The organism is Pontiella desulfatans (assembly GCF_900890425.1).
GTDB classification, from domain to species: domain Bacteria; phylum Verrucomicrobiota; class Kiritimatiellia; order Kiritimatiellales; family Pontiellaceae; genus Pontiella; species Pontiella desulfatans.
Genome location: NZ_CAAHFG010000004.1, coordinates 225031 through 249196, shown reverse-complemented (window position 1 = coordinate 249196; position 24166 = coordinate 225031). Strand labels below are relative to the sequence as shown.

Annotated in this window: 25 protein-coding genes; 3 read left to right on the top strand and 22 right to left on the bottom strand. The window is 57.9% G+C overall.

What is annotated here, in order from left to right:
- Positions 1–88: 88 nt before the first annotated feature.
- The 22 genes from E9954_RS26625 to E9954_RS26525 all read right to left on the bottom strand — a co-directional run bounded on the left by E9954_RS26625 (position 89) and on the right by E9954_RS26525 (position 19859).
- Positions 89–1123 (bottom strand): vWA domain-containing protein, encoded by a 1035-nt coding sequence (locus tag E9954_RS26625; RefSeq protein ID WP_136082343.1) that lies wholly within the window; start codon positions 1121–1123, stop codon positions 89–91.
- Positions 1114–2100 (bottom strand): hypothetical protein, encoded by a 987-nt coding sequence (locus E9954_RS26620; protein ID WP_136082342.1) that lies wholly within the window; start codon positions 2098–2100, stop codon positions 1114–1116. The genes E9954_RS26625 and E9954_RS26620 overlap by 10 nt, the downstream gene beginning before the upstream one ends.
- A complete protein-coding gene (locus E9954_RS26615; RefSeq protein ID WP_136082341.1) occupies positions 2097–2987 on the bottom strand; it encodes a DUF58 domain-containing protein in 891 nt (296 codons plus the stop codon). Before E9954_RS26615 ends, E9954_RS26620 begins: the two co-directional genes overlap by 4 nt.
- A gap of 22 nt (positions 2988–3009) precedes the next feature.
- The gene (locus E9954_RS26610; RefSeq protein ID WP_136082340.1) at positions 3010–3999 is read right to left on the bottom strand and encodes an AAA family ATPase; all 990 of its coding nucleotides are present in this window, start codon (positions 3997–3999) and stop codon (positions 3010–3012) included.
- A gap of 143 nt (positions 4000–4142) precedes the next feature.
- Positions 4143–5330 carry an iron-sulfur cluster carrier protein MrpORP gene (locus E9954_RS26605; RefSeq protein ID WP_136082339.1) on the bottom strand — a complete coding sequence of 396 codons (1188 nt, stop codon included), beginning with the start codon at positions 5328–5330 and terminating at the stop codon, positions 4143–4145.
- Entirely contained in the window at positions 5327–6169 is an 843-nt protein-coding gene (locus E9954_RS26600; RefSeq protein WP_136082338.1) for an MBL fold metallo-hydrolase, read from the bottom strand. The genes E9954_RS26605 and E9954_RS26600 overlap by 4 nt, the downstream gene beginning before the upstream one ends.
- A complete protein-coding gene (locus tag E9954_RS26595) occupies positions 6166–6573 on the bottom strand; it encodes a PaaI family thioesterase (RefSeq protein WP_136082337.1) in 408 nt (135 codons plus the stop codon). Before E9954_RS26595 ends, E9954_RS26600 begins: the two co-directional genes overlap by 4 nt.
- Positions 6566–6988, bottom strand: a complete 423-nt coding sequence (locus E9954_RS26590) for an iron-sulfur cluster assembly scaffold protein (RefSeq protein WP_136082336.1) — start codon at positions 6986–6988, stop codon at positions 6566–6568. The genes E9954_RS26595 and E9954_RS26590 overlap by 8 nt, the downstream gene beginning before the upstream one ends.
- On the bottom strand, positions 6973–7827 hold the full coding sequence (locus E9954_RS26585) for an ATP-binding protein (RefSeq protein ID WP_136082335.1): 855 nt from the start codon (positions 7825–7827) through the stop codon (positions 6973–6975). The genes E9954_RS26590 and E9954_RS26585 overlap by 16 nt, the downstream gene beginning before the upstream one ends.
- Positions 7824–8657: an ATP-binding protein gene (locus E9954_RS26580; protein WP_136082334.1), complete on the bottom strand. Its 834-nt coding sequence runs from the start codon at positions 8655–8657 to the stop codon at positions 7824–7826. The genes E9954_RS26585 and E9954_RS26580 overlap by 4 nt, the downstream gene beginning before the upstream one ends.
- Positions 8654–9523, bottom strand: coding sequence for a damage-control phosphatase ARMT1 family protein (locus E9954_RS26575; RefSeq protein WP_136082333.1), 870 nt, complete (start codon positions 9521–9523; stop codon positions 8654–8656). The genes E9954_RS26580 and E9954_RS26575 overlap by 4 nt, the downstream gene beginning before the upstream one ends.
- Positions 9524–9616: 93 nt before the next feature.
- Positions 9617–9979, bottom strand: coding sequence for a NifB/NifX family molybdenum-iron cluster-binding protein (locus tag E9954_RS26570; RefSeq protein WP_136082332.1), 363 nt, complete (start codon positions 9977–9979; stop codon positions 9617–9619).
- Between the two features lies 1 nt (position 9980).
- Positions 9981–10271 carry a DUF5320 domain-containing protein gene (locus E9954_RS26565; RefSeq protein ID WP_136082331.1) on the bottom strand — a complete coding sequence of 97 codons (291 nt, stop codon included), beginning with the start codon at positions 10269–10271 and terminating at the stop codon, positions 9981–9983.
- Positions 10272–10285: 14 nt separating this feature from the next.
- Entirely contained in the window at positions 10286–10639 is a 354-nt protein-coding gene (locus E9954_RS26560) for a NifB/NifX family molybdenum-iron cluster-binding protein (protein WP_136082330.1), read from the bottom strand.
- Between the two features lie 225 nt (positions 10640–10864).
- The gene (locus E9954_RS33730) at positions 10865–10981 is read right to left on the bottom strand and encodes a helix-turn-helix domain-containing protein (protein WP_222847330.1); all 117 of its coding nucleotides are present in this window, start codon (positions 10979–10981) and stop codon (positions 10865–10867) included.
- Positions 10978–12201: a sigma-54 interaction domain-containing protein gene (locus tag E9954_RS26555; protein WP_222847329.1), complete on the bottom strand. Its 1224-nt coding sequence runs from the start codon at positions 12199–12201 to the stop codon at positions 10978–10980. Before E9954_RS26555 ends, E9954_RS33730 begins: the two co-directional genes overlap by 4 nt.
- A 73-nt stretch (positions 12202–12274) precedes the next feature.
- Positions 12275–13273: a biotin synthase BioB gene (gene bioB / locus E9954_RS26550; protein WP_136082329.1), complete on the bottom strand. Its 999-nt coding sequence runs from the start codon at positions 13271–13273 to the stop codon at positions 12275–12277.
- Positions 13274–13372: 99 nt separating this feature from the next.
- On the bottom strand, positions 13373–13858 hold the full coding sequence (locus tag E9954_RS26545) for a universal stress protein (protein ID WP_136082328.1): 486 nt from the start codon (positions 13856–13858) through the stop codon (positions 13373–13375).
- A gap of 61 nt (positions 13859–13919) precedes the next feature.
- Entirely contained in the window at positions 13920–14132 is a 213-nt protein-coding gene (locus E9954_RS26540; protein ID WP_136082327.1) for a helix-turn-helix domain-containing protein, read from the bottom strand.
- Positions 14129–16120 (bottom strand): ATP-binding protein, encoded by a 1992-nt coding sequence (locus tag E9954_RS26535; protein WP_136082326.1) that lies wholly within the window; start codon positions 16118–16120, stop codon positions 14129–14131. Before E9954_RS26535 ends, E9954_RS26540 begins: the two co-directional genes overlap by 4 nt.
- Entirely contained in the window at positions 16117–18627 is a 2511-nt protein-coding gene (locus tag E9954_RS26530; protein ID WP_136082325.1) for an ATP-binding protein, read from the bottom strand. The genes E9954_RS26535 and E9954_RS26530 overlap by 4 nt, the downstream gene beginning before the upstream one ends.
- Positions 18624–19859, bottom strand: a complete 1236-nt coding sequence (locus tag E9954_RS26525) for a beta-ketoacyl-[acyl-carrier-protein] synthase family protein (protein WP_168442622.1) — start codon at positions 19857–19859, stop codon at positions 18624–18626. Before E9954_RS26525 ends, E9954_RS26530 begins: the two co-directional genes overlap by 4 nt.
- Positions 19860–20085: 226 nt before the next feature.
- Between E9954_RS26525 and E9954_RS26520 the strand changes: the two genes are divergently transcribed.
- The 3 genes from E9954_RS26520 to E9954_RS26510 are packed head-to-tail and all read left to right on the top strand — an operon-like array spanning position 20086 to position 24120.
- A complete protein-coding gene (locus tag E9954_RS26520) occupies positions 20086–21300 on the top strand; it encodes an OmpP1/FadL family transporter (protein ID WP_168442621.1) in 1215 nt (404 codons plus the stop codon).
- Positions 21301–21309: 9 nt separating this feature from the next.
- Complete coding sequence (locus E9954_RS26515; protein WP_136082322.1) at positions 21310–22500, top strand: sensor histidine kinase; 1191 nt, start codon at positions 21310–21312, stop codon at positions 22498–22500.
- A 3-nt stretch (positions 22501–22503) separates the two neighbouring features.
- The gene (locus E9954_RS26510) at positions 22504–24120 is read left to right on the top strand and encodes an FAD-binding oxidoreductase (RefSeq protein WP_136082321.1); all 1617 of its coding nucleotides are present in this window, start codon (positions 22504–22506) and stop codon (positions 24118–24120) included.
- The last annotated feature ends 46 nt before the right edge of the window (positions 24121–24166 follow it).

Here is a 24166-nt window from a genome sequence, read left to right as displayed (position 1 = left end):
ATTGCGTATTGCGTATTGCAAGTGCGTGGGACTTCGGTTGCTTCCGTTCCCTGCAAGCAATACGAAATACGTAATATGCAATACGCACTCATGGAATCCTCCTCAACCACGTGGTGGTCAGCACGGAGTGTCCGACCAGCAGCAAGAGCCCCAATGCGGCGAAGGGCTGGAACACGTCCTTATAGGTATGGTAGCAGTCCGACTCGATCTCGGAGGTTTCCATGGCGTTGATCTCTTCATAGACATCGCGCAGCGAGGCTTCGTCGGTGGCGCGGCGGTAGATGCCGCCGGTGGTTTCGGCCATCTTTTCCAGGATGCGCTCCTGCACCAGCGGCTCCTCCTCGATTTGCACCGGGCCTTCCGGCGTCTGGATGGTTTTCATTTCCGGAGGATCGGTGATGGCGATCGTATGCAGGCGGATGCCCCAGTGTTCGGCCAGCGCCGCGCCCTCCATCGGCAAGTGTCGGCCGCAGTTGTTGTTGCCGTCGGTCAGCAGGATGATCACCTTGCTCTTGATCTCGTAGCCGGCCTCCTCGTTCGCTTCGGCAACATAGCGCTCCTCCGCGGTTTTCAGGCGCGCGGCGGCCAGCGTGACCGCGTCGCCGAAGGCGGTGCCATCCTCGTTCGGGCGCGATTCGATTTCAAGGTCTTGGATGAAGTAGAGCAGCGAATCGTGGCTGAGCGTCAATGGACAGACGGTGTCGGCGTAGCGCGCGAAGGTGATGAGGCCGAGCAGGTCGTTCGGGCGCTCGGAGGCGAATTGCTCCACGACCTTCTTGGTGACTTCCATGCGGCTCATGGTGGTGTCCTGGAAAGGCATCGAGATATCCATAGAGCTCGAAATGTCCACCACCATCTCGATCGCGACCCCCTCCTTGGGGATGCCCTGGGTCATGTCCTTCACCTGCGGCTTGGCGCAGGCAAACGTGAGCAGCACCAGGGCCAGTACCTGTAGCCAGAAGAGCAGCGGCATGAACCGCTGTCGGGTGGTTTGCGGAACCTTCTTGAACGAGGAGAGCGAAGAAAACTGCACGCCCTCCCCCCCGGATTTCCGGAAATGATCGATTATCATTTTCAGAACCGGCAACAGGAACAGCAACGCCCATGGTAGTGCTATTCGCACAAGGCCTCCGTTGTTTCCTCAACGAACCAGCGCACATAGTCCGCGAACTCCTCCGTATATCGCTCCGGAATCCGGTTCGAAAAACGGATGAGGTCGTTGGTGGTCAGCTCGTTGACCAGCCTGATGCGGCGTCCGAGCAAGGGGTATTTTGGAATGTTGCGAATGATTTCACCGGTGGTTTTCCCGGCGGTCCGAATCTCGAACTGGCGTTCAAGGTATTCGATTAGGATGCGCCGGGTTTCGTCGATCCGCGCGAGCGCATCCTCTGGTAGCGTGCCAAGCGCCTGCAGCGCCGCCTCGTCGGGTGCCAGAACAACCCTCCTTTTCGGACGGCTCATCCAGTGCAGAACCAGCGCCAGAAACGCCACGCTTCCCGAAAACGCAAGCAGGATATATTTAATCTGCTGCCGCTTCTTTTCCTCCGGCAACAATTCCACCGGCGCGACGATATCCTTGATCTCCGGCTTTTCGATCCCCGCCGGCAGCAGCGAGGAAACCGAAACATTGACCGCCTTGGTTTTCACCGCGTCGCTTCCCACCTGGATTTCGACCGGTTGGAAAACCGTCTCGCCGGGCAATCCGGGCAGCAGTATCCAGACCCGGCGGTGCAGCAACTTTCCATTCGGCAGGAACTGGACAGGTTCGGAATAGCCATCGCCCACGCTAAACGGTACAACCAGGCCGCCGAGCTCGGGAACCACCACGTCGGATCCCTCCGGCGCATGCACATCGATCATCATCCGGATTTGCCCGGAGCTCGCAATATTCGTCGCGCTCAACGAAACAATCACGGTGGTCGAGGCCTGGCGGTATTGCGCCGAATAGACCGGCTCCGAGAATTCCTGCCGAACCGCCTCCTCCTTGCAACCCGCCAACAGGAACAAAGCCATCAGCCATAAAACATTAAAATATAGGGCCGACCCCTTCGCCGACCTTCGACCTTCGACCGTCCGACCTTTGACCTTCCAAAACGTCACAGCGTCTGCCTCCGGTCGCGGGTCTGGAAAAAGCGGATGAGACTGCGCATGTAGTCCTGGTTGGTCTGCACGTCGATCTGGTCGATGTTGAGCCGCGTGAGCGAATCCTTGATTTCGAGATGGCGCGCGCGGGCCGCCACGTTGAATTTTTTACGGGCGGTGCTGCTGGCGGTATCGACCAGGATCTGCTCGCCGGTTTCGGCGTCGGTCAGTTCCACCAGTCCGGCGTTGGGCAGCTCCAGCTCGCGCGGATCGGTGATGGTGATGGCCACCAGGTCGTAGTGGAGGGCGGCAAGCTTGAGCTGCTTGTCGTAATCCGCGTCCTGGAAATCTGAAATCAAGAATGTCACGCACTTCTTTTTAACCATCTTGCCGAGATAGTCGAGCGCGCAGGCAATGCAGGTTCCCTTTCGCTTGGGCTCGAAGCTGAGGATTTCGCGGATCAGGTGCAGCACGTGCAGCTGCCCCTTGTCGGGCGGAACAAACAGTTCGATCTCGTCGGTGAAGATGATCAGCCCCACCTTGTCGTTGTTCTTGATGGCGGAAAACGCCAGCAGCCCGCACAACTCGGCGGCGATTTCGTTCTTCGATTTGGGGGTTGAACCGAACGAACCCGATGCCGACATGTCGACCAGGAAAAAGAGCGCCTGTTCGCGTTCTTCGATGAAGCGCTTGACGAACGGCTTGCCGGTGCGGGCGGTCACGTTCCAGTCGATCGTCCGCACCTCGTCGCCGGGCATGTATTCGCGCACTTCGTCGAACTCCATGCCGCGCCCCTTGAAGGCGCTCTTATATTCCCCGCCCAGCAGCTCGTTCACCACCTTGCGGCTGACGATCTGGATTTCGCGGACCTTTTTCAGGAGATTCTGTGACTTGGGATCGGGCATCGAAATTAAGAATTCTTCATTCCTAGGGGACTTCGACGGTGTCGAGGATCTGCTTCAGGATATCCTCCGAACTCTTCTCCTCGGCGGCGGCTTCGTAGGTGAGCAGCACGCGGTGGCGGAGCACGTCGAGGGCAACGTCCTTGACGTCCTGCGGGACCACGTAGCCGCGGCCGTTGAGCATGGCGCGGCCGCGCGCGGCAACGGAAAGGAAGATGGTGGCGCGCGGCGAGGCGCCGTAGCGGATCATATCGGCGCAATCGAGCCCGAAGCGCTTGGGATCGCGGGTGGCCTGGACGAGATCGAGGATGTAGTGCTCGAGCTTTTCGTCCATGAAGACATCGTCCACCATGGCGCGGAGACGGTTGATGTCGGCCACTTCCATCACGGCGTTGACGCCGAGATCGACCTTGGTCTTGCCCATGCGCTTGAGGATGCGGTGCTCCTCTTCCTTGGTGGGGTATACGACGTCGAGCTTGAACATGAAGCGGTCGACCTGCGCTTCGGGCAGGTGATAGGTGCCCTCCTGCTCGACCGGGTTCTGGGTGGCCAGCACCAGGAACGGTTCGTCGAGCTTGTAGGTCGTGTCGCCGATGGAAACCTGGTGCTCCTGCATGGCTTCGAGCAGCGCGCTCTGCACCTTGGCCGGCGAGCGGTTGATTTCGTCGGCGAGGATAATGTTGGCGAAGATCGGCCCCATGTGCGGAGTGAACTCGTTGGTCTTGGGGTTGTACATCATGGTGCCGATCAAGTCGCCGGGCAGCAGGTCGGGCGTGAACTGGATGCGGTTGAACCCGGCATGCAACGTCTGCGAGAGCGTTGTGACGGCCAGCGTCTTGGCCAAGCCGGGAATCCCTTCAATCAGCACGTGCCCGTTGCAGAGCAGCGCGAGCAGCAGCGCCTCGATCAGGTCTTCCTGGCCGATGATCACCTTGGCCACTTCGTCGCGCACCTGCTGGAGCACTTCGCTCTCCGCCTGGTAGCGCTCGTTCATTTTCACAATATCTTCATGCATAATAGTGCCTTTTTAGTAGGAGCGATAATCCTAACGCCGTTCTGGACTGGAAACAGCAAAGAAACGCCCAAATAATGGGCGTTTGGACAATCCTGCCTAGGTCGACCCATAAGATTTTTCAAGGGTCTGTAAAAAATAGCGGCCTAGTGGTCGCAGGCATTGGTGCCGGTTTCGAGCGCACCGGCCATGTAGGCCTTCACCAGTGTTTCCGGGGTTTCGGACGGGGCTCCGACGATGACCTCGATATTCTGCGCGGTGAACAGCGATTGCGCCCGTTGGCCCATGCCCCCGGCGATAATCAGGTTCACGCCGCGTTCCGCGAGCCAGGGCGGAAGCAGGCCCGGTTCATGCGGCGGGGCCTCGATTTCGGTGGAGGCGGTGATGGTTTTGCTACCTGGATCGATGTCCAGCAGGGTGAATGCAGCGCAGTGGCCAAAGTGCAGGTTTAACTTTCCGTCGGCGGTTGGGATGGCGATTTTCATGGTTTCGGTTTCCTTGGGTTGGGGTTTATCGGTTTCAAGAAAGGGTCTGATGATCTCGCGCAGCATGTGCGCGGTTTCGGTGGCGGCGTGGCTCTGGATGAAGGGCAGGCCGGCATCGCACGCCTTGCCAATGGCGGGATCGATCGGCAGCTTGCCGAGGAACGGGACGCGGAAGTCGGCGGCCATCTTTTCGCCGCCGCCGGTGTTGAAGATCTCCACCACCTCGCCGCATTTCGGGCAGGCGAAGCCGCTCATGTTTTCCACAATGCCCAGCACCGGCATCGATAGCTTGTTGCAGAAGGTCAGGGATTTCCGAACGTCAACCGTCGCCACCTGCTGCGGGGTGGTCACAATCACCGCGCCGTCGGGCTCTTCGATCAACTGGCAGATCGAAAGCGGTTCGTCGCCCGTGCCGGGAGGGCAGTCGACGATCAGGTAGTCCAGTTCGCCCCATTCAACGTCGCCGAGGAACTGCTTGATGACGCCCATCTTCATCGGGCCGCGCCAGATGAACGCTTCGTCTTCGTTCTGGGAAAGGAAGCCGACCGACATCACCTTCAGGTTGCCGACATGGATCGGATCGACCGAATCCGCATTCGAAACCAGCGGGGTGGTGCCGAGGCCGAGCATGGTCGGGACGCTCGGGCCGTGGATATCGATATCCAACAGACCAACCTGCTTCCCTGCATCCGCCAGTGCCGTAGCGAGGTTGACGGCCACGGTGCTCTTGCCAACGCCGCCCTTGCCGGACAGTACGCATATCTTATGTTTCACCTGCGCCATCCGCGCATTGATTTTTTTCTGGTCCTCTTCCGGATTCACCGGGGGGTGGGCTGCACATTCGCTCATGATGGTTCTCCTGTCTTAAGTTCAAATCCGGCGTAGCCGGGGTGTATTTCGGTTTTTAGGTTTTGCTTGAAAAAATCGGTGGCGAGGGTGCCGGTGCAGTGGCACGGCACCATGAATTCGGGCGCATACGCACGGAGCACATCAACGGTGGCATGCAACCGCTCGTCGGAAGAGTTTCGCAGGTGAAGCCCGCCGATGATGCCCCGGATCCGGCTTGAGCCACTCGCGGCGAGGATATGGCCGAGCGTGTTGATGATTCCCGAATGGCAACACCCGCAAACGACCACCAGGCCTGCTTTGGTTTCGATCCACATGGCCATGTCGTCGGCGATTGGGTCGGGGATTTGCCCTTCAGGATCCTCGAAGAAGGGGCCGCCGGTGTCTTCGAGCGGATGCAGGCGCGGAATGGGGCCAGTCAGCCAGACGCCGGGGGCGATTTGCGTCGGTGCCTTGACCCAGTTGAGCTGCGAATCGGGCAGGTTGCCCACAATGAGCCGCTCTTCCGAAGGCATCGAGATATCCTTGGCATCCTTGCCCGGATAAATGCTGTAGCGTTCGCTAAAGATGGCCGGGTGCGCGTAGACCTGCACTTCCGGATTCTCCTGCATCACGAAATCGACGGCCCCGGTATGGTCGTAGTGGCCGTGGCTCAGCACCAGGGCATCGATGTGTTTGAGGTCGAGCCCCAGCTGCCTCGAATTGTTTTCCAGCGCATCCCCCTGGCCGGCATCGAAAAGGATTCTCCTGCCACCGGATTCGATCAGCATGGAAAGCCCATGCTCAGCGGCCAGGCCCTTTGCCGCATGGTTATCGACGATGATTTTCAGGACGGTAGTCATGGCGCTGCTTTCTTGTCGATTTCCATGAATCGCGCCTCGCCCCGCGCCATGGTTTTGCGGCCCATCAGGATTCGGGCCTTGAGGCGGTGGAGCGGAGGGTGGCTCTCCACCAGCTTGGCCTGCACATCGACCGTTGAGTTGCAGGGGATGGAGTGCTTGTAGCGGATTTGAAGGTCACCGGTCACCGCCCGCACCTTGCGGTGGAACAGGCAGTGGGTCATGGCCGAATCCAGCAACGAGGCAATGATTCCGCCGTGCAGGATACCGTCGTAGCCCTGCAAATCCTCGTGCCCCTGGAATTCCGCACGAACGCCATCGTCTCCATGGGGCTCGAACCGGAGGCCGAGCGACCGCGGATTAAGATCGCCGCAGAGCAGGCAGTTGCGGTGTTCGTTTTCAGGCATGGCCACGCTCCTTGTCCAAAAGTTGTTTCAGCCGTTCGCTCAACGGAACCTTCGGGGTTGCGTTTTGGAAGTTGTCGATGGCTTGCCGAACCGTGTTGGCCGCGAGCAGGGCGCAATGCCGGTGGTCTTCCGGCAGCGGGCCGGTGGCTTCGAGCACTTGCTCCTGCGTCATGGCCGCGGCGTCCTCCGTTTTCATGCCCTCGGCCAGTTTGACGGCGGTCGCGCAGCAATGCTTGGAATAGCCGCATCCGTCGGTCATGAACGAACCCTTCCGGACCCGCCCCCCGTCGATGCGCAGCCAGACCTCCGCCGTGTCGTTGCACTCGCCATGCACCTTGGCATAGGCATTGGCATCCCGCATCGGGCCAAAATATTTCGCGCGCTCTTCGATGGCAGCCATCATATCGTCGAACATACGGTGCTCCAGGTTTCGCGAACGGCCCGGGCGGCCTCGCCGTCGGAATCCTCGACCAACGCCCGGGCGTTGATCTGCGCGGTGGTCACCGCCGGGTCATATGGAATGCGCCCGACGGGCGTCGCCCCCAGTTCCCGGGCGGTTTGCTCGATCCGCTGCGTCATCACTGCGTTGATGTCCCACTTGTTGATGCAGACCATCGCCGGAATCTTGAAATGGTTGGCCAGCTCCAGCACGCGCTTCAGGTCGTGCTCGCCGGAGAGCGTCGGCTCCGAGACAACCAGCACGGCATCGGCGCCCGTAATGGAGGCGATCACCGGGCAACCGATGCCGGGCGGGCCGTCCACCAGAAGAAATGCGCTGTTTTGCCGGATGGCGATCTTGCGCGCCTCCTGCCGGACGAGGCTGACGAGCTTGCCGGAGTTTTCCGCGCCGGGATGCATGCGCGCATGCACCATCTCGCCGTTGCGCGTGGCCGAAACATGCCATTCGCCGCAATCCTGCTCCGGAAAGTCGATCGCCTTGACCGGGCAGAATTCGACGCAGGCCCCGCACCCTTCGCAGCTCAACGGATCGACCTGGAAATTACGGATGGCATCGAAACGGCAGAGCTCTTCGCATAGACCGCACTGCGTACAGTCGGCCGCGCGGATTTCGGCGGCGTGGCCGCTGGTGAAGGTCGTGCTGGTTTGAATGTTGGGGCTCAGGACAAGATGCAGGTCGGCGGCATCGACATCGCAGTCGGCCAGCACGGCAAACTCGGCCAAAGCCGCGAACGAGGCGGTGATGCTCGTCTTCCCCGTACCACCCTTCCCGCTGATGATCACGAGTTCTTTCATGCAAGAGCCTTCATTTTTTCCGGAAGCGAAGCAATGGTTTCCTTTAGTTCGGGCAGGGCGGTGGTGAGGGCGGCGCCGCGGGAATAGGCCTCGGCGACGCGGCGGTCTTCGGGAATCTGCAGCAGAAGCTCAATGCCTTCCATCTCGCAATATTCACTGATGCGGTTGCGCTCGCCGTTTGAGCGGTTGACGACCACCGCGAACGGGATGCCCAGCTCGCGGATCGTCTCGACGGCGAGCTTCAAGTCGTGCAGGCCGAAAGGCGTCGGCTCCGTGACAAGCAGCACGGCATCGCACCCCTTGACCGCCGTCACGAACGGGCACGAGGTGCCGGGAGGGCAATCCACGATGGTCAGTCCGTCCTTGCTTGCGTGTTTCAAGGTCTCGCGGATGACCGGCGGCGACATGGCCTGGCCAACATCGAGACGACCGGATACAAACGTGATGTGGTCTCTCCGCCCAATGGTCAGCAGCCCGGTCTTCTTCGGGGTCTCCCGGATGGCCCCGGAGGGGCAGATGCGGCTGCAGGCGCCGCAGCTGTGGCACAGCTCGTTGAAGACCATGGTTTTTTTCCCGAGCGACACAATGGCGCTGAACTGGCAAACACGCCCGCACTCCCCGCAGCCGGTGCACGTTTCCGCATCGACCTCGGGAACGAGGCTGTATGTTTTTTCCGTCCGCCCGATGGTCGGGCGGATGAAGAAGTGGCTGTTCGGCTCCTCGACATCGCAGTCGAGCAGGAACACTTCCTCCGACACGGAGAGCGCCATAGCGCAGGAGAGGGTGGTTTTCCCCGTTCCCCCTTTGCCGGATGCAATTGCAATTTTCATCGTTTCGTTCCTTTGTGTTCGCGCACCACCCAGGTGCCGACCGGTTCGTCGAGATCTCTTCCGATGACCGGGCATTTGACCTGCGTCAAGAAAAAGAGCGGACGGGGGCAACGGCTCAGTGTTTCATAGTTGGCCTGCCCCTTGGCAATCACGAGCCCGACTTCATGAAACAGTCCGCGGAATGTGGTGTTGCAGTCTTCGAGGATCGTGCCCGGGGCATCGGAGCCGTTTTCAACCAGCGTGGCAACCTCATCAAGGCCGGAGGCTTTGGCATCCTCCAACGTGACATCGTTGATCACCGGCGAACCTTTGACCGCATAGAACATGTCTGCACCGCCAAGGTGCTCGATCAACAGCTTGTCGAAGACCGCCTCCCCGGCATTGTCGCCCAGAACCAGGATCGAACGCGCTTGGCGCACGGCGTTCCGTAGTTTTTCAAGCGCCTCATCGTCAACGGGCTGCAGGCGGGTCTGTTCAATAAAGTTGTCGAGGTCGAGTTTATCCCAGTTGGCCATTAGCGCAAAATCCATGATGTTGCCGGCAATGGAGAATCGCACCGCCATCTTGAACGGATCGATGGCGGAGGAAATCACCTTGCGCGCCTCGCTGGCCAGCCCGAGTGCCAACCGGGTGGATTCGGCCTTGATTTCCGCATAGGGATCGGGATTGCCCGATTCCTCGCGGATAATGCGATGGGTGGCCTGGGCCATGGCGGGCGGCGTGCTCGAAAGCGGAAACTCGGCGGCTTCGCGCAATACGCGCTGAAGCGTACGGAGCACGAGCTCCTCGTCTTCCTTTGCAACCTGCCGCAACGCGTCGTGCGCCTGGCGAACAAAACAGGGAATGCATTCGGTGTAGGTTTGCATGATGGTTTTGTGGTCGGAGGTCGGAAAGCCGAAGGCCGAAGGTCAGACGCTAGACCTTGGGACTTTCGGCTTTTGACCGGTAGCTTTTGCTACTTACGCCCAATGACCTTCCACGTTGGCTTCTGCGGACGGCTTCAACTCGTTGCGCTTGAGCATTTCGATGGCCTCGCCAACGGTGGTGCCGGAGCAGGTGTAAACCTTGATCCCGGCGGCATCGAGCGTGGCATAGGCCTTCGGGCCGCAGTTTCCGGTAATGACGCAATCGACTTGCTCATCGGTCAGGTTGACGGCCGACTGGATGCCCGCACCTTGCGCGGCGTTCAGGTTCTGCGTGTTTTTCCTAATGGTGAATGAGCCGGTTTTGGAATGGTAGATCAGGAACTGCGGTGCGCGCCCGAATCGGGTGTCGACCGCGGCGTCCAGATTGTCCCCGGCGGTGGTAATGGCGATTTTCATTTCAGTCTTCCTGTTGTCCGCCGAGTCCGGCGAGTTGTTGTTCGAGCGATGCAAGCTTTGCGTGCAGGGCATCGATCCCTTCCTGCAACAGCATGGCATCGGCCGATGCGACGGCATGCTGGGCATGGTTGCGGAAAAAGCCGCGCGGCTTCCCGTTTCGGCGCAATCCGCGTTGCATTCCTCCGCCGCCGGATGTTTGCCATCCCGGCGCATGGTTGCCGGCGCAGTATCCCACGCCTTTTCCTGTCATGGGGCCGGCACCAACCGGCCCTGTTCCGTTTCCTCGTGGCATGTTATGCCTCCTTGTTAATTGCACTGTCCGTTGCGTCTGCGGCATCGGCGGCAGCCGGGCATCGAATAGCAGGCTTCGTCGAGCTGGCCGCTTTTCCACGCCTCCCAAACCTCCCGGACTTCGCCGGAGACGAAGGGGTTCACCCGGATTCCGAGTTCCTCCGCATATTTCTGCACCCGGCGCGAGATCGCACCGCAAATCAAGACATCGACCTGCTGCTCCTTAAGAAAGGCCAGCTTGCTCTCGGGATAATCAGCCGGCAGGGCCATGGATTGCTCCCGGCCATCCTGGCCGACGATCAGAACATTCCCCGCCACGTCGAATACGGGGGCAATGCGTCCTTGCCAATCTGTGAGTGCAGCTTTCATCTGCCACCCCTATAGCAACAACGGTGCCAGCGGCGGATGCCGGGGCATCGGATTCGCAAGTCCATAACAGAAAGCCTCTTGCGTAATACAACGTGTGGGGGCGATGAGGTGGGAGGGTAGCTAAAATGCAACCATATCGGTGGCCAGGGTTGCATTTTAGCAACCCAAGTCCGCATGAAAGTATATCATCCAACCACCACGATCGTGGTGGTTGGATGATATACCTTAGTGGGGAAGGGAGAGTCCGAGTGCCTTAATTTTTCGGTATAGGGTGGTTTTGTGGATACCGAGTTCGTGGGCGGTGGCAAGGCGGTTGAAGTTGTTTTTTTCGAGGGTTTTCAAAATAGTCCGGGCTTCGGCGCTACGGCGGGCGGTGCCGATGTCGGGTAGATGTTCGGGGTGGCGGGGGCTCGGCTGCCCACCGGGGGGAGGTGGCGTATTTCAATCTGCGTGCCATTGCATAGGACAAAGGCGCGCTCGACGATGTTTTCGAGCTCGCGGACATTGCCCGGCCAGTCGTGGGCCATGAGCAACGAGTTGGCCCCGTTGGATAGCCCGGCAATGTTTTTGTTGTGAATGCGGTTGAAGCGTTCAATGAAGTGGTCGATGAGCAGGGGAAGGTCTTCCTTGCGGCTGCGCAGGGGGGGGAGGTCGATGCGGATGACATTGATGCGGTAGAAGAGGTCTTCGCGAAATTCGCCGCTTTCAACCAACGCGGAGAGATCGCGGTGCGTGGCGGCAATGATGCGGGCCTCGGTGCGCCGGGTTTCGTTGCTGCCGAGCGGTTCGTAGGTGTGTTCCTGCAAGACGCGAAGCAGCCGCACCTGCAGGGCGGGGCTGATTTCGCCGATTTCATCAAGGAAGACCGTGCCGTCCCTGGCCTGGGCAAATCTGCCTTCGCGATCCTGCACGGCGCCGGTGAAGGCGCCCTTTTTATAGCCGAAGAGTTCGGATTCGAGCAGGGTGTCGGGCAGGGCGGCACAGTTGATGGCGACGAAGGGTTTGGCGGAGCGGGGGCTCATGCCGTGGATGGCTCTGGCGAGCAACTCCTTGCCGGTGCCGGTTTCGCCATGGATGAGGGCGGTGATGTTGGAATTGGCGACGGAGGAGGTCATCTCGTAGACCGGCTGCATGGCGTGGCTGTGGCTGATGAGGTCGCCAAGGGTGTAGCGGCCGGAGATTTGTTTGCGCAGGGTTTCGATTTCGCTGAGGTCGCGGAAGGTTTCGGCCCCCCCGATCATGTTGCCGGCTTCATCTTTGAGCACGGCGGTCGAGACGCTTGCGGGGATGCGCTCGCCATCGGCGTTGACGATGTAGCAGGCGTGGGCAATGAGCGGTTGGCCGGTCTCGAGGGTTTTGCGCAGTGCGCAGGCGCCTTCACACATGCTGGAGCGGAATACTTCCGAGCAGAGCCGTCCAATGGCCTCCTTGCGCGGAACGCCGGTTATCTGTTCCGCCGCCCGGTTGAACGAGGCGATGCGCCAGTCGTTTCCAACCGTGAACACGCCGTCGGATATGCTTTCGAGGATGACATCGCTCGGTACTATGGATGGTGATTCCATGGTGTTTCAGACTACTCGCTTTTTTAGCCGTGTCTAACGATTTCGGCAGGCGAAAGGGGGGGCACGTCTGTGCTCACGATCGTGAGCGCGGGCGTGACGGAGGCGGGGATTGGGGGGGGGCGATTTCGAGGCCGAGGGATTGGATCAATTGGAGGTCGGATTCGTATTGGCTGCCGGCGACGGTGAGGTAGTTGCCGGTCATGAGGCCGTTGGCTCCGGCGGCGAAGATGTCGGCCTGGCGATGGGCGAGAATGTGGGAGCGTCCGCCGCAGATGCGCAGGGTGACGGTTGGCAAGAGGAAGCGGTAGAGGGCGATGATGCGCAGGGCTTCCGCCGGGGAGAGTTGCTGCCGGTCTTTCAAGGGGGTGCCGGGATGGGCGTAGAGGAAGTTGATGGGGACGCTATCGACGCCGAGTTCGCGCAGGGTGAGGGCGAGGTCGATGCGATCGTGCCAGCTTTCGCCGAGGCCGAAGAGCCCGCCACTGCACACCTTGAGTCCGGCGGCCTGGGCGGCTTTGACGGTTTCGAGCCGTTGCGACCATTCCTGGGTGGAGCAGATTTGCGGATAGTGGTTTTCGGAGGTTTCGAGGTTGTGGTGGAAGCGGGTGACGCCGGATTGCTTGAGCATGGAGAGGTCTTCGGGGGGGAGCCGTCCGAGGGAGCCGCAGATGGGAGCCTGTTCGCCGCCGCCAATCCGCTTGACGGTTTCGGCGAGTTGCTTGAGTTCCGCGGTTGAGAGTTTTCCGCCGCTGGTGACGACGCCGCACATGCGGTCGCCGTTCTTGATGTTTTCGTGGATTTGGTTTTGTAGATCCACGGTTTCCATGAAGGGGTAGACTTCGATTTCGGTGGAGTTGTGCCCGCTCTGGGAGCAGAAGCGGCAGTCCATGTCGCACTTGCCGCTTTTGGCGTTGATGATGCAGCAGAGCTGGATGGTGTTGCCGAAGTGGGCTTCGCGGATTTGCGTGGCGCCGGCAAAGAGGTCGGCTTCGTTGGCTTCGATCAGCCCAGGAGCGTCTTCAGGCGTGCATCCGGTTCCGGCAACGGCTTTTTCTATGATGGTCTGCAACATGGGAGGCCTTCGTCTTGTGATTTCGTAATGCGTGTGGAGAGTAGCTCGACCGAAGGGGAGGTCAAGCCATACGCCATACGAATTGCATGGTAGAGAGGCCTATTTCCCGGCCCGAGGAACGACGAGGACGTTGCATTTGGCGTGGTGCATCACGGCCTCGGAGACGCTGCCCAGCAAGGCCTTATGCAACAGGCCATGGCCGTGCGAGCCGAGGATGATTATTCCAGACCGGAGTTCCTTCGCCTTTTCGACGATGGTTTTGGCGGCATCGCCCTTGAGCAACAGGGCCTGGGCATCGACGCCCTCTGCCCGGAGTTTGGAGGAGATGCCCTGCAGCTCCTTGTGCTCGCGTTTGATTTCCTCGGCGCTGAGGTCGCGGGCCAGCTGGACATCGCCGGGCATGCTGACGAATTCGGGGGAGTAGCCGGTGACCTGGGTGGCTTCGTAGACCATGGCCTGCGTTTCGTCGGAAGTGACGTGCAGGATCCAGAGCTTTGAGCCGAGCGCATTGGCGAGGAGTGTGGCCTGTTCAATGACGGTATCGGTGGTTTGTGAGAAATCAACGGCGGCTAAAAGGTTTTCCATGGAGGCCTCCTTGGTTCGGTGAAGCTATTGTAGTCCAAGCCGGGCGTTTGGCAAGAATGGGTTATGGATGTTTGCCGCGCTGGGGCCTGATGCCGAGTTTGTCCATGCGGTAGCGGAGGATGCGGCGGGTGGTGCCAAGGTGTTCCGCGGCCCGGGTTTGGATGCCGTTGCATTTTTCGAGCGCCTGCTCGATCAGGTTGCGTTCGAAATCCCCGACGGCTTCTTCGAGGTTGATTGGGCCCTCTGCATTCTGGATATCCTTGGGCGTTTTCATTCCTGTTCCTCCGAGGCGGGGAGGGTGATGGATACAGTGGTTCCGCCGGAGCTGCTTTCGATGTCCATCTGTCCGTTGTGGTCGATGACCGCGCGTTTGGCGATCGGCAGGCCGAGGCCGAAGCCGAGCGCCTTGATGGTGATGAAGGGCGAGAATATCTTGTCGCGCAACGAAGGGTCGATCCCGCTGCCGTTGTCGGTGACCATGATGTAGATGTTCCCGGATCCCTTCTCGGGGGAGCGCCCTTTGACCGTGACGTTGATGCGCGAGCCGGGTTTGTTGGCGAGGTTTTCCGCCGCGTTCTTGAGCAGGTGGTAGATGCATTCCTCCATGGATGTGGTGTCGCCATTGATCTGGAGGGCGGTTTCGTCGGCCGAGAGGTGGATTTTGAGATTGTCGTGGTTGAGTTCAGATTGGATCCGTGTGACGGCGTGCTCGATGGGCTTGCGGATATCGAGGGGTTGGAAGATGGGTTTGGGCGGATTGGCGAACTCGTTGATCTTGTCGATGATTTGGTTGAGTTGGTCGACCTCGGTGGTGACCTGTTTGCTGAATTCGGCGCGGAAATCGGGATCTTCGTATCGCTGAGGCAGCAACTGCGAGAAGGTCTTGATGGCCACGAGGGGGTTGCGGATTTCGTGGCTCATGCTCGAGGCGAGTTCGTTCCAGAAGGTGGCGCGCTCAACCTGCTCTTCCTTTTCCTTGAGCAGCTTAACGCCAGTGACATCGCGTAGCATGACCATGGCGCCGACGCAGGAGCCGCCATCCGTTAGGCAGTGTGTTTCTGCGGCGAGTGTTAGTTTGGTGCGGTTGTCGGTCCATTCCTTGGTGCAGGGCATGTGCTGGCCGCCGACGGCGCTTCGGAGCATGTCTGCAATCCGGCTGCCCAGCACTTCGGCGCGCTGGCCGATGACGACTTCGCTTTGCGGTTTGAGGATTTCGCGCGCGGTGGTGTTGAACCAGCGCAGGATGGCATGTTCGTCGCAGGCGATGATGCCGAACGGAATGGTGTGCAGCACCGTTTCGGCGAGGGCTTTCTGGAGTGCGGTTTCCTCGTACTTGAGCGCCTTTTCGAGCGTGGTGGAAATGTGGTCGGCCAGGCCGGTCATGTCTTCGAGGTCGGCGATATCGAACGGGATGCCGGTGGAGCGCTGGCCGACGAAGATCCAGCCCTTGATGCATCCGGTTGCGTATAGGGGGATGATGATTTCCGCGCCGAGCGAGTCGAGCATCTGCTTGAGCATTGCGCGTTCCTGGGGGTCGGCAACGTTTTCGAGCGTCTTGCGCGATACCAGATGCGTGTTCATTTCCAGCCAGCGCACGAACGGACTGTCCGGCCGGACTCGCAGTTTTTCCGTGGTTGCCAGGCAGCGGGTTCCGGCCTTGTAGAGATATGCGTCGCCCGAATCGGGCTTGATGAAAATGCCCGCGCGCGATACGCGTGCCGTCGCAACAAGGCCTTCGACAACACTGTCGAACAGCATGTCGATGTTGTCGAAATTCCGCTGTGCTTTGGAAAAGTTCTGCAGCGGGGCGGAGAAGAGGGTGCGCGGTTGGGGGCGTTGCTCGACCTTGCGGGCGTTCAAGGTCGCCAGCTCCTCCTCGAGCACCTTGTTTTTCTGGCGGAGGGCCAGGCATTCGACGGCCTGTTTTAGCAGGGTCTGGAATTCGCGGCGGTCGGGTTCGAGCGATAAGGTGGCAAAGGGCTCGAGCCACTCAACCGCGAGCATTGGGTCGGACCGGTCGGCTCCAATGGGAATGATGATGGTTGCCGGCTTTTCCTTCCGGATGGATGCAAGCATGTCGAGGCAGTTGGTTGCCCGTAGATCGGCAAGCAGCACCGTATCGCCAAATTGGGCGATCCACTGTTCAAGGTCGACCGGTTCCTCGATAAGCTGGAGGGCGACGACGGAGGTCGAGATGCGGATCAGGCGTCCGGTGAGTTCGTCGTCGCGGCTGTATAGGATGCATGACGGTAGGGTTTTCATGAAGCAATACCCTCCTCAAGCAAGGGGATGTAGACGTAGAACGTGGTGCCAAGTCCGGGTTCGCTCTCCACCTCGATCACCCCGTGATGTTCGTTGATGATGCCATGGGCGACGGAAAGCCCCATGCCGGTGCCCTCGCTCTTGCTAGTGAAGAATGGATCGAAGATTTTTTGGAGATCCTTGCGCTCGATGCCCTTGCCGGTGTCGGTGATCTGCAGCCGGATGCAGTGCTTGGTTTTGGCATGCTCCGGAGAGTCGCCATTGGCAAACCGGTAGGTGCAATTGAGGGTTCCAACGGTGATCGTCCCGCCCTCGCCAATGGCCTCTGCCGCATTCAGGTTGAGGTTGATCAATGCTTGGGAAAGCAACTTGGCATCGCCGAAGATCATGTCGTTTTCGGCAGTGCATTTGTTCTTGAGCTGGATGTTGCTTTGCACCATCTGCTCATGGGTCAGCTTGAGGATCTGATCGATCGTATGCTGGAGTTTCATCGGGACCAGGTGCGGTTTGGCCGGTTTGGAGAAACTGAGCAGCTCGTTCACGATGCCGTCGATACGCGAGACTTCGTGGGCAACCAGGCTGGAAAACTCCTGTCTGAAATCTTCGTCGTCGTATCGTTTGGGCAGCAGCTGGGTGAAGGTTTTGATGGTGACGAGCGGATTCTTGATTTCATGCGCCATGCCGGCGGCCAGCGTACCGACGCTGGATAACTGGTCGGAGCGCCGGACTTGTTCTTCCAGGCCCTTCAACTCGGTAGTGTCGGTGAAAACGAGCAAGGCTCCCATGGGTTTATCGTCGTGGCCGAACAGGAAGGCGGAACCCATCCGGATGCTTACGCTTTCCTCCCTCACTTCCGGTGAATAGAGGGATGCATCGATATTGCGGAGCCCGGTTTTGTCTTCCAACGTTTCTTCCAGAGCCATGGCAATGGCTTTGGGAAGAATGTCGATGTTCTGGCCGATCGCTTCCGACTCGACGATGCCGGTTATGCGTTGTGCTTCATGGTTGAACAGGGTGATTTTCCGGTCAGGGCTGGCAACAATCACACCACTCACGAGCTGATCGAGCATGATTTCGTTGCGGATTTTGCTATCCTGCATTTCGGTATAAAGCTGGGCGTTTTCAAAGGCCACGGCAAATTGGTTGCAGAGGATTTGAATCGCATCCTGCTCGGTTTTGTCGTAAATACGGCCTTTGTGTCGCGTTCCGAATAAAACAATGCCATTCAATTTTGATTTTGAGAAAACACCTGTCGCTATGTTTGCATCAGAAGATTTGAGATTCTTGATCGTGTCATGGATTTCCGAGGTCTCCCGGATACGTAGCAGGCTTTCTGCACAGACGGGATCTCGGTTTCTTTCCAGCATTCCTACCAAGGCACTATTTTCAGAAAAGAAAACAGCATTATCAAGAGGGTAGGGGTATTGTTGCTTATATCCACCGTCGGTAGCGGTAAGAATTATAACGCGCTCCGTTCCGAAAGCACTAACGAGTAAGTTTGAGAAATGATCAAGCAGAGAGGTTATTGTTGTAACGGATTGGAAGATGTCGCTGGCTTTTCGAACCGTGTCCTGGACATTAAAGTAGTTTGTTCCTCCAAATAGAAGGTCTGTTGCTTTCTGCATTCGTGATCTGGCCGGAAGCATGGAAAAAGCTACGGCAAGAGCCGAAGTTAAATGAATGGGGAATGTCATGGATATTTCAAGTGCTTCACAGGCGAATCGCATTATGCTTGCTGTTATAAAATATACCACACTTAGGTAGACCGTGATCAGGGCATAGGCGGTGAATCTGCGTAAGAGCGTCGAAACGGTCAGGATTTTATGCATGGCTATGCCATACGCAACGATGATGGATACTGTGAAAACGCTTGCAGAATTTGCAATTGGGATTGAGTTGTATGATTTTGAGATCAGTGAAACAACCGTCCCTAGGAAGATGCCTACGCTAAGACCTGCCAGACAGGCGAATAGGAGGAATTCCAGTTCTAGTCGTTGTGTTCCCCTAATTTGTTTTCTGTCTTTAAAAACCCCGCATCCAAGCACTGCTATGGAAGAAAGCATGTATACGAGGAAAACGAGAAAGGCTGGTCCATATACTGGTTGAACCAGCCCCGGTTCGCCTGGTTCGGGAAGAATGACTGATTGGCTGAATGAGGGCGTGAAGCAGACTGCAACGGTAATAATATTGAAAAGAATTTGCTTATGGCACCTGGTCAGCACCGATCTCCAAGAGTATTCGGGAAACTTGATCGTAAGGCGAAGCAACTGGAATGTTGTTGGAATGCAAACAGATAAAGCCGATGCGGCATCGATGCCTATGTGAGCTAGGTGGGCGGATGTGGAATGGAGAATGATAAGATTGGCACTGAGCCACAGTGACATAAAGATTGTTGCAACCAGATAACTTTGGTTCGCTTTTCTTGCCCGATTGGTGAGGTATACCGTAGTGCCCAGTCCAAGGTTGACCACAATAGCCAAGATAAGAAGTAGTGTGATTAGGATCACTGTTTAATTTTCTCCAAGACCATAGAACTGTTCACTCCGCCTGTGCCATGGCTATTAATCAACGTAACAGAAGGTTCAAAGTGGCGGGGTGTTTCGGGGACATAATCAAGATCACAATCGGGATCAGGTACTCTAAGGTTCGTTGTCGGAGGTATTATGCCGACCTCCATTGAAAGGCAGCTGGAAATGACCTGGAGGGCACCGCCTGCGGCTAAAGGATTTCCCGTTGATCCTTTAATGGAGTTGATGGGGATATTATAAGCGTGGCTCCCAAGAACATTCTTTATCGCCACGGTTTCCGCAATATCCAAATCCGGATCGCTGGTGCCATGGGCGTTGATGTTGGATATGTCTTGTGGATAGAGACCTGCATTGCTCATTGCCCGCCGCATGCTGGTTTCCAGTCCCTCATGCAATTGCATGTTGATGCCACTTGCTGTTCCATGGGCACTGATTTCTGCATATTGCCGGGCTCCACGTTCTCGAGCATGATTTAGGCTTTCAAGGATCACGATACCCGTGCCTTCCGCCAGCACTCCTCCGCACCTTGTCAGATCAAAGGGTCGGCTAATGGTTTTAGGATTATCGTGACTGTCGGTCAACATGCCAGCAAAACCTAATCCTGTAACAACCGAAGGTATGATGACAGCATCGGTTCCTCCTACTATCGCCAATTCCACTTCGCCGCGTCTAATCGCTGCGGCTCCAGCGGCGATTGCATCAAGTCCGCCTGTGCAACTGTTCGAAACAACATTGATCTGTGTCTTCACTTTGAGGAGGGCGGAGATGAAACTCGACGCGATAATGTGCACACACGCGGAAACCGTCGGCAGTCCCTTCATGGCTCCCTTTTCGACAAGCCTTCGTGTGTGTTGTTCCACCAAATCGAGCCCCCCAAGGCTAATGCCAAGTGTGATTTGCACGGGTTCGACCTTTTTCAAGGAATCCATGGACAGTTTTGCGTCTTCAAGTGCCATGACGGTGGCTGCTGCGGCAATCTGTGTATTTCTACTTTGTCTTTTGGGCTTAAGACTCGGATCAATGAAATCAGTTGGTGAAAAGCCGTCGATTTCTCCAGCAATCTGCCAAGGTATTTCACTCGCATCGAACTGGGTGATGGGGCCGATGCCGGACTCGCCGGCTAGGAGGGACTTCCAGAAGGCCTCCTTGCCAATGCCGTTGGCGGCGAGCACCCCCAAGCCGGTAATGACTACTCTGTTTCTGCCGATCACGCGCCTGAACCCCCGTTGAAATTGGTATTCCAGACTCTGGAAACCAAGCGGCTTAAAAAGCCCGCAACCCATTCCTGTACAAATTTGTACACATTAAATGTCAATATGTTGTATATATCAAGAATTATTACACAACCTATGGACGAAAAAACTTACTGACAAGTGGCACGTCTGTTGCTATCACTTGAGTGGTTCAAATTCAACTAGCCGAACTAAGGGAGAAGATATGAAAACAAATAGTAAGCGCTTGTGTAGGATGGTTTTGCTCAGTGCGTTGCCTATCGCCATGGTCGGCGATGTTTACGCGGATGGCTATCGGAATCCACCGCCGACCGCGGAGGGTCTCGGCAAATCCAGCGCCCACTCGGCGTTTGTGGACGATGCTTCGGCCATCTTCTACAATCCGGCCAACCTGGCCATGCAAGAAGATCATTCTTTGGTGTTGGCGGCAACGTTTGCCCAGTCGGAAATCACCTATGAACCCGCTCCGGGCTATGAATTGAAGTCGGATGATCCTTGGAATGTCTTGCCGAACCTCTTCTACTCGCAGCCTGTTGGCGTGAAGGGGCTGGTGGTCGGTTTAGGCATCAGCACCCCGTATGGCCAGAGTGTATCCTGGAACAAGACAGACCTAGTCAACCCCATGACTGGTGTAACCGAGCCGGTTCCCTACGAGGCCGAGGTTCTTTTGGTGAACTTTAATCCAACGGCTTCCTTCAAGCTCCATGATTCTGTCTATTTCGGCATCGGCGGCGATATTTTCTATTCGGATTTTTCCATGAAAGCCCTCTTTCCAAATCTTTATCCGGTTGCCGATCCGATGTCTCCATATGATGTGGAGGGCTCCGGCGATGGCTGGGGCATTGGCGGCAACGTGGGCCTGACCTGGTTGCCAACGGAAAACCAGCGCGTGGCGCTGACCTACCGCAGCCGCGTGGATGTGAAATACAAAGGCGACTTTGCGGCTTCCTACCCCAACACCGGCGAGTTCGAGACCACGCTAAAATATCCGAACACCATTGGAATCGGATACGGTATCGCGCTTCCCGGAAACGTGCAGCTGGAGGCTCTGTTCGAGTGGTTGGAGTGGTCGGTGAACAAGACGCAAACAATCAATGCGGGAGGAAGCCAGCTCGTCTTGGAAAACAACTGGGACGATTCCTACTCCATCAACACCGGCGTCAACTGGGAAATCATCGATGGTTTGGCTGTGCGTTCGGGCTATACCTGGTTGCCGTCTCCCATTCCCGATAGCTCAGCTTCGCCTTTGCTCCCCGACCTTGATCGCCACATCCTCAGTTTCGGTATTGGCTACTCCCTGGGCATGCACACGCTGGACTTGGGTTATGCCTATAGCATCTACGATGACCGGGAAACGGCGAACGGCACTTATGATGTTGATTCCAACCTGGCATCTGTGACATATTCCTTGTCTTTTTAGGAAACTACCATGATTGCGGAGACGAAGGAAAAGTTGGGAACGGTGTTGGTGATCGACGACGAGCGCGGCCCGCGCGAAAGCCTGCGGATGGTGCTCAAGTACGATTACGACATGTTTCTGGCCGATCGCGTGGACGCCGGGGTCGAGCTGCTCCGGGAGCAGGAACCCGATCTCGTGATCATGGATATCCGGATGCCGGAAAAGAGCGGCATCGAGGGGTTGCAGGAAATCCGTGCAATCAACCCCAATGTCTCCATTGTTATGCTGACCGGCTACGGCGACCTGGACACGGCCCAGCAGGCGATCCGCTTTGGCGCCAACGACTATCTCCAGAAACCGTTCGATACCGACGAAATCCAGGCGGTTGTTAAAAAATATGTTGATCGCTCAAAGCTGCATTCGCGGAAGAAACAGGCCCAGGAAGAGCTGAACAAGATGACGCAGTCGCTCAGCCGCGAGGTCGGGAAGACCAACAAGCTGACCTCGCTCGGGGCGGCCTCCTCCGAGCTGGTTCGGGACTTGCGGAATCCGCTCACGATTATCCGCGGCTACCTTGACCTGCTCAACTATGAGCTGAAGGAAAAGCAGGAATCCACCTCCGATGAGATGAACGAATATCTCGACCAAATTGAAACCAACGTTGAGCGTTGCGCCGAGTTGGTGGAGTCTTGGCGGGCATTGGGGCGCTTCGATTTCTCGCAGCTTCAGCGCCTGAACCTTCCAAAGCTGATCAACGATTGTTTCCGCGATGCCGCGGCCCATTCCGACATTTCATTCTCGGTGCAGGTCGAGGGCATTGAAGACCAGTATGAAATGCTGGGTGAGCGGCTGCAGGTCAAGCGGGCGCTCCAGAATCTGATCGACAATGCCGTCGAGGCCTTGGACCAGCAATCTTCCCCCTGCATCGTTGTTCTGTTTGCAATCAGCAACAATGATATTGATATCAAGGTCAAGGACAACGGGTGCGGGGTGGATGCGCAGAGCCTGCGCTGGATTTTCGAGCCATTCGATAACACGGCAACCATCGAAAAAGGTGCGGGGCTCGGGCTCTTCATTACGAAAAAGGTGATTGAGGAGCATCGCGGCTCGCTCCAGTTCGAAAGCCGGGTGGGCGAAGGAACCATCGTTTCCGTCCGCGTGCCGCAGGCCCATACGGCCCTGGGCTACTTCTCCAGCCCCGATTCCCTGGTTCAGGCCTAAACCATGGCGAGTCCCACTTCCGTGCAATCCGCCATCCAAACCTGGAGGCGGGAGTTGGGGGCGGATGCCGTCATCCACGAATCAACGGAGCTGGCCAGCTACACCCGCACGGTCTGTGCCTCCAAACGCGATGTTGTTGCCGTCCTGAAGCCCGCAACGCAGCAACAAGTGCAGCGTATTGTGGCCATTGCGAACGAATACAAGGTGCCGCTATATCCGATCAGCTGCGGGAAGCAGTGGGGCATGGGCTCGCGCCTTCCGGTGAAGGACGGGGCGGCCATTGTCGATTTGGCCGGGATGAACCGGATCATCGAGGTAAACACGCGGCACCACTACGCGGTCGTCGAGCCGGGGGTAACGCAACGGCAACTGTTGGACCATATCAGGGAAAACAACCTTCCGCTCATCTTCAACGTGACGGGATCGACATCCGACACCAGCTTGATCGGCAATGCCATGGACCGCGGCGTTGGCTATTTCCAGCCCCGTGCCGAAGGCTTCTCGAACTTGACGGTGGTGCTGGGAAACGGGGAGACGATCCAGACCGGTTTCGGTCACATCGAAGGGGCGAAAACGCAAAACCTATACCGTTATGGCGTGGGCCCCGACCTCTCCGGTTTGTTTCCGCAAGGCAACTTCGGCATCGTCACATCGGCTTGCATCGATCTCATGCCGAAACCCGAAAGCCATATGGCGGCCATCATCAAGATTGCCGACGAAAAAGATTTTCCCCGGCTCATCGATGCCTTGGTTGCGTTGCGCTCGGGCGGGGTGGTGAACACCATTGCGCATATCGGGAGCCGCGAACGTACCTACGCAACCCTCGCGCCGTTGCTCTACGACGAATTGACCGCAACCGGCGAGCCGGAAGGCGAGGCGACCCGGGCCAAGGCCCTCGAGATGCTGAAGCAGGGCGGCTTTGGCCCATGGAGCACTTCGCTGGGGGTCCTCGGCACCAAGCGGCAGCTCAAGCTGGCGAAAAAGGAGATCCATAAGGCGGTCGGGGGCTTCGCCAAAACCATGTTCCTCTCCGATGTCGTCGTGGATGTGGCAAAACGGATTGCGGAAAGGCTGACCTTTATTCCCGCCGTCCGCACACAGCTCATGATGCTCAAGGCGGTTGAACCGATCTATCGACTCACCTGCTGCGAAACCACGGATGTCGCCTTGAAATGTTTCTATTGGTCGGCCGGCGATTTCCAGCACCTGGACGAGATCGACCCCGACCACTCCAATTGCGGCCTGCTCTTTTGCTGCCCGATCATCCCGGCGACGGGCGAGGCCGTGCGGCAGGTTGTGCAGGCCACGCGCGAAACCTTTTCCAAGCATGGGTTCGAGGCCGGGATAACGGTCAACCTGATCAACGCCAAGGCGGTGGAGGGCGTTGTGAGCCTCTCCTTCGACCGCCGCGACGCTGCCCGGGCGGCGAAGGCGCATGAGTGCATTAGGGAGATGGAGGCGCGCTACACTGAAATGGGCTATCCCCCGTATCGGGTGGGTATCAACTCGATGGAGCGGACAGTCCGGGAAGACGATCCGTTCTGGCGAACGGTTCGCGATCTTAAAAAGGTGCTCGATCCCAACAATATTATCGCGCCCGGCCGCTACAACCTTGTATGAAGTTAAGATGTTGGTGAACGGCGGGGGGACATTCCCGGAGAGGTTT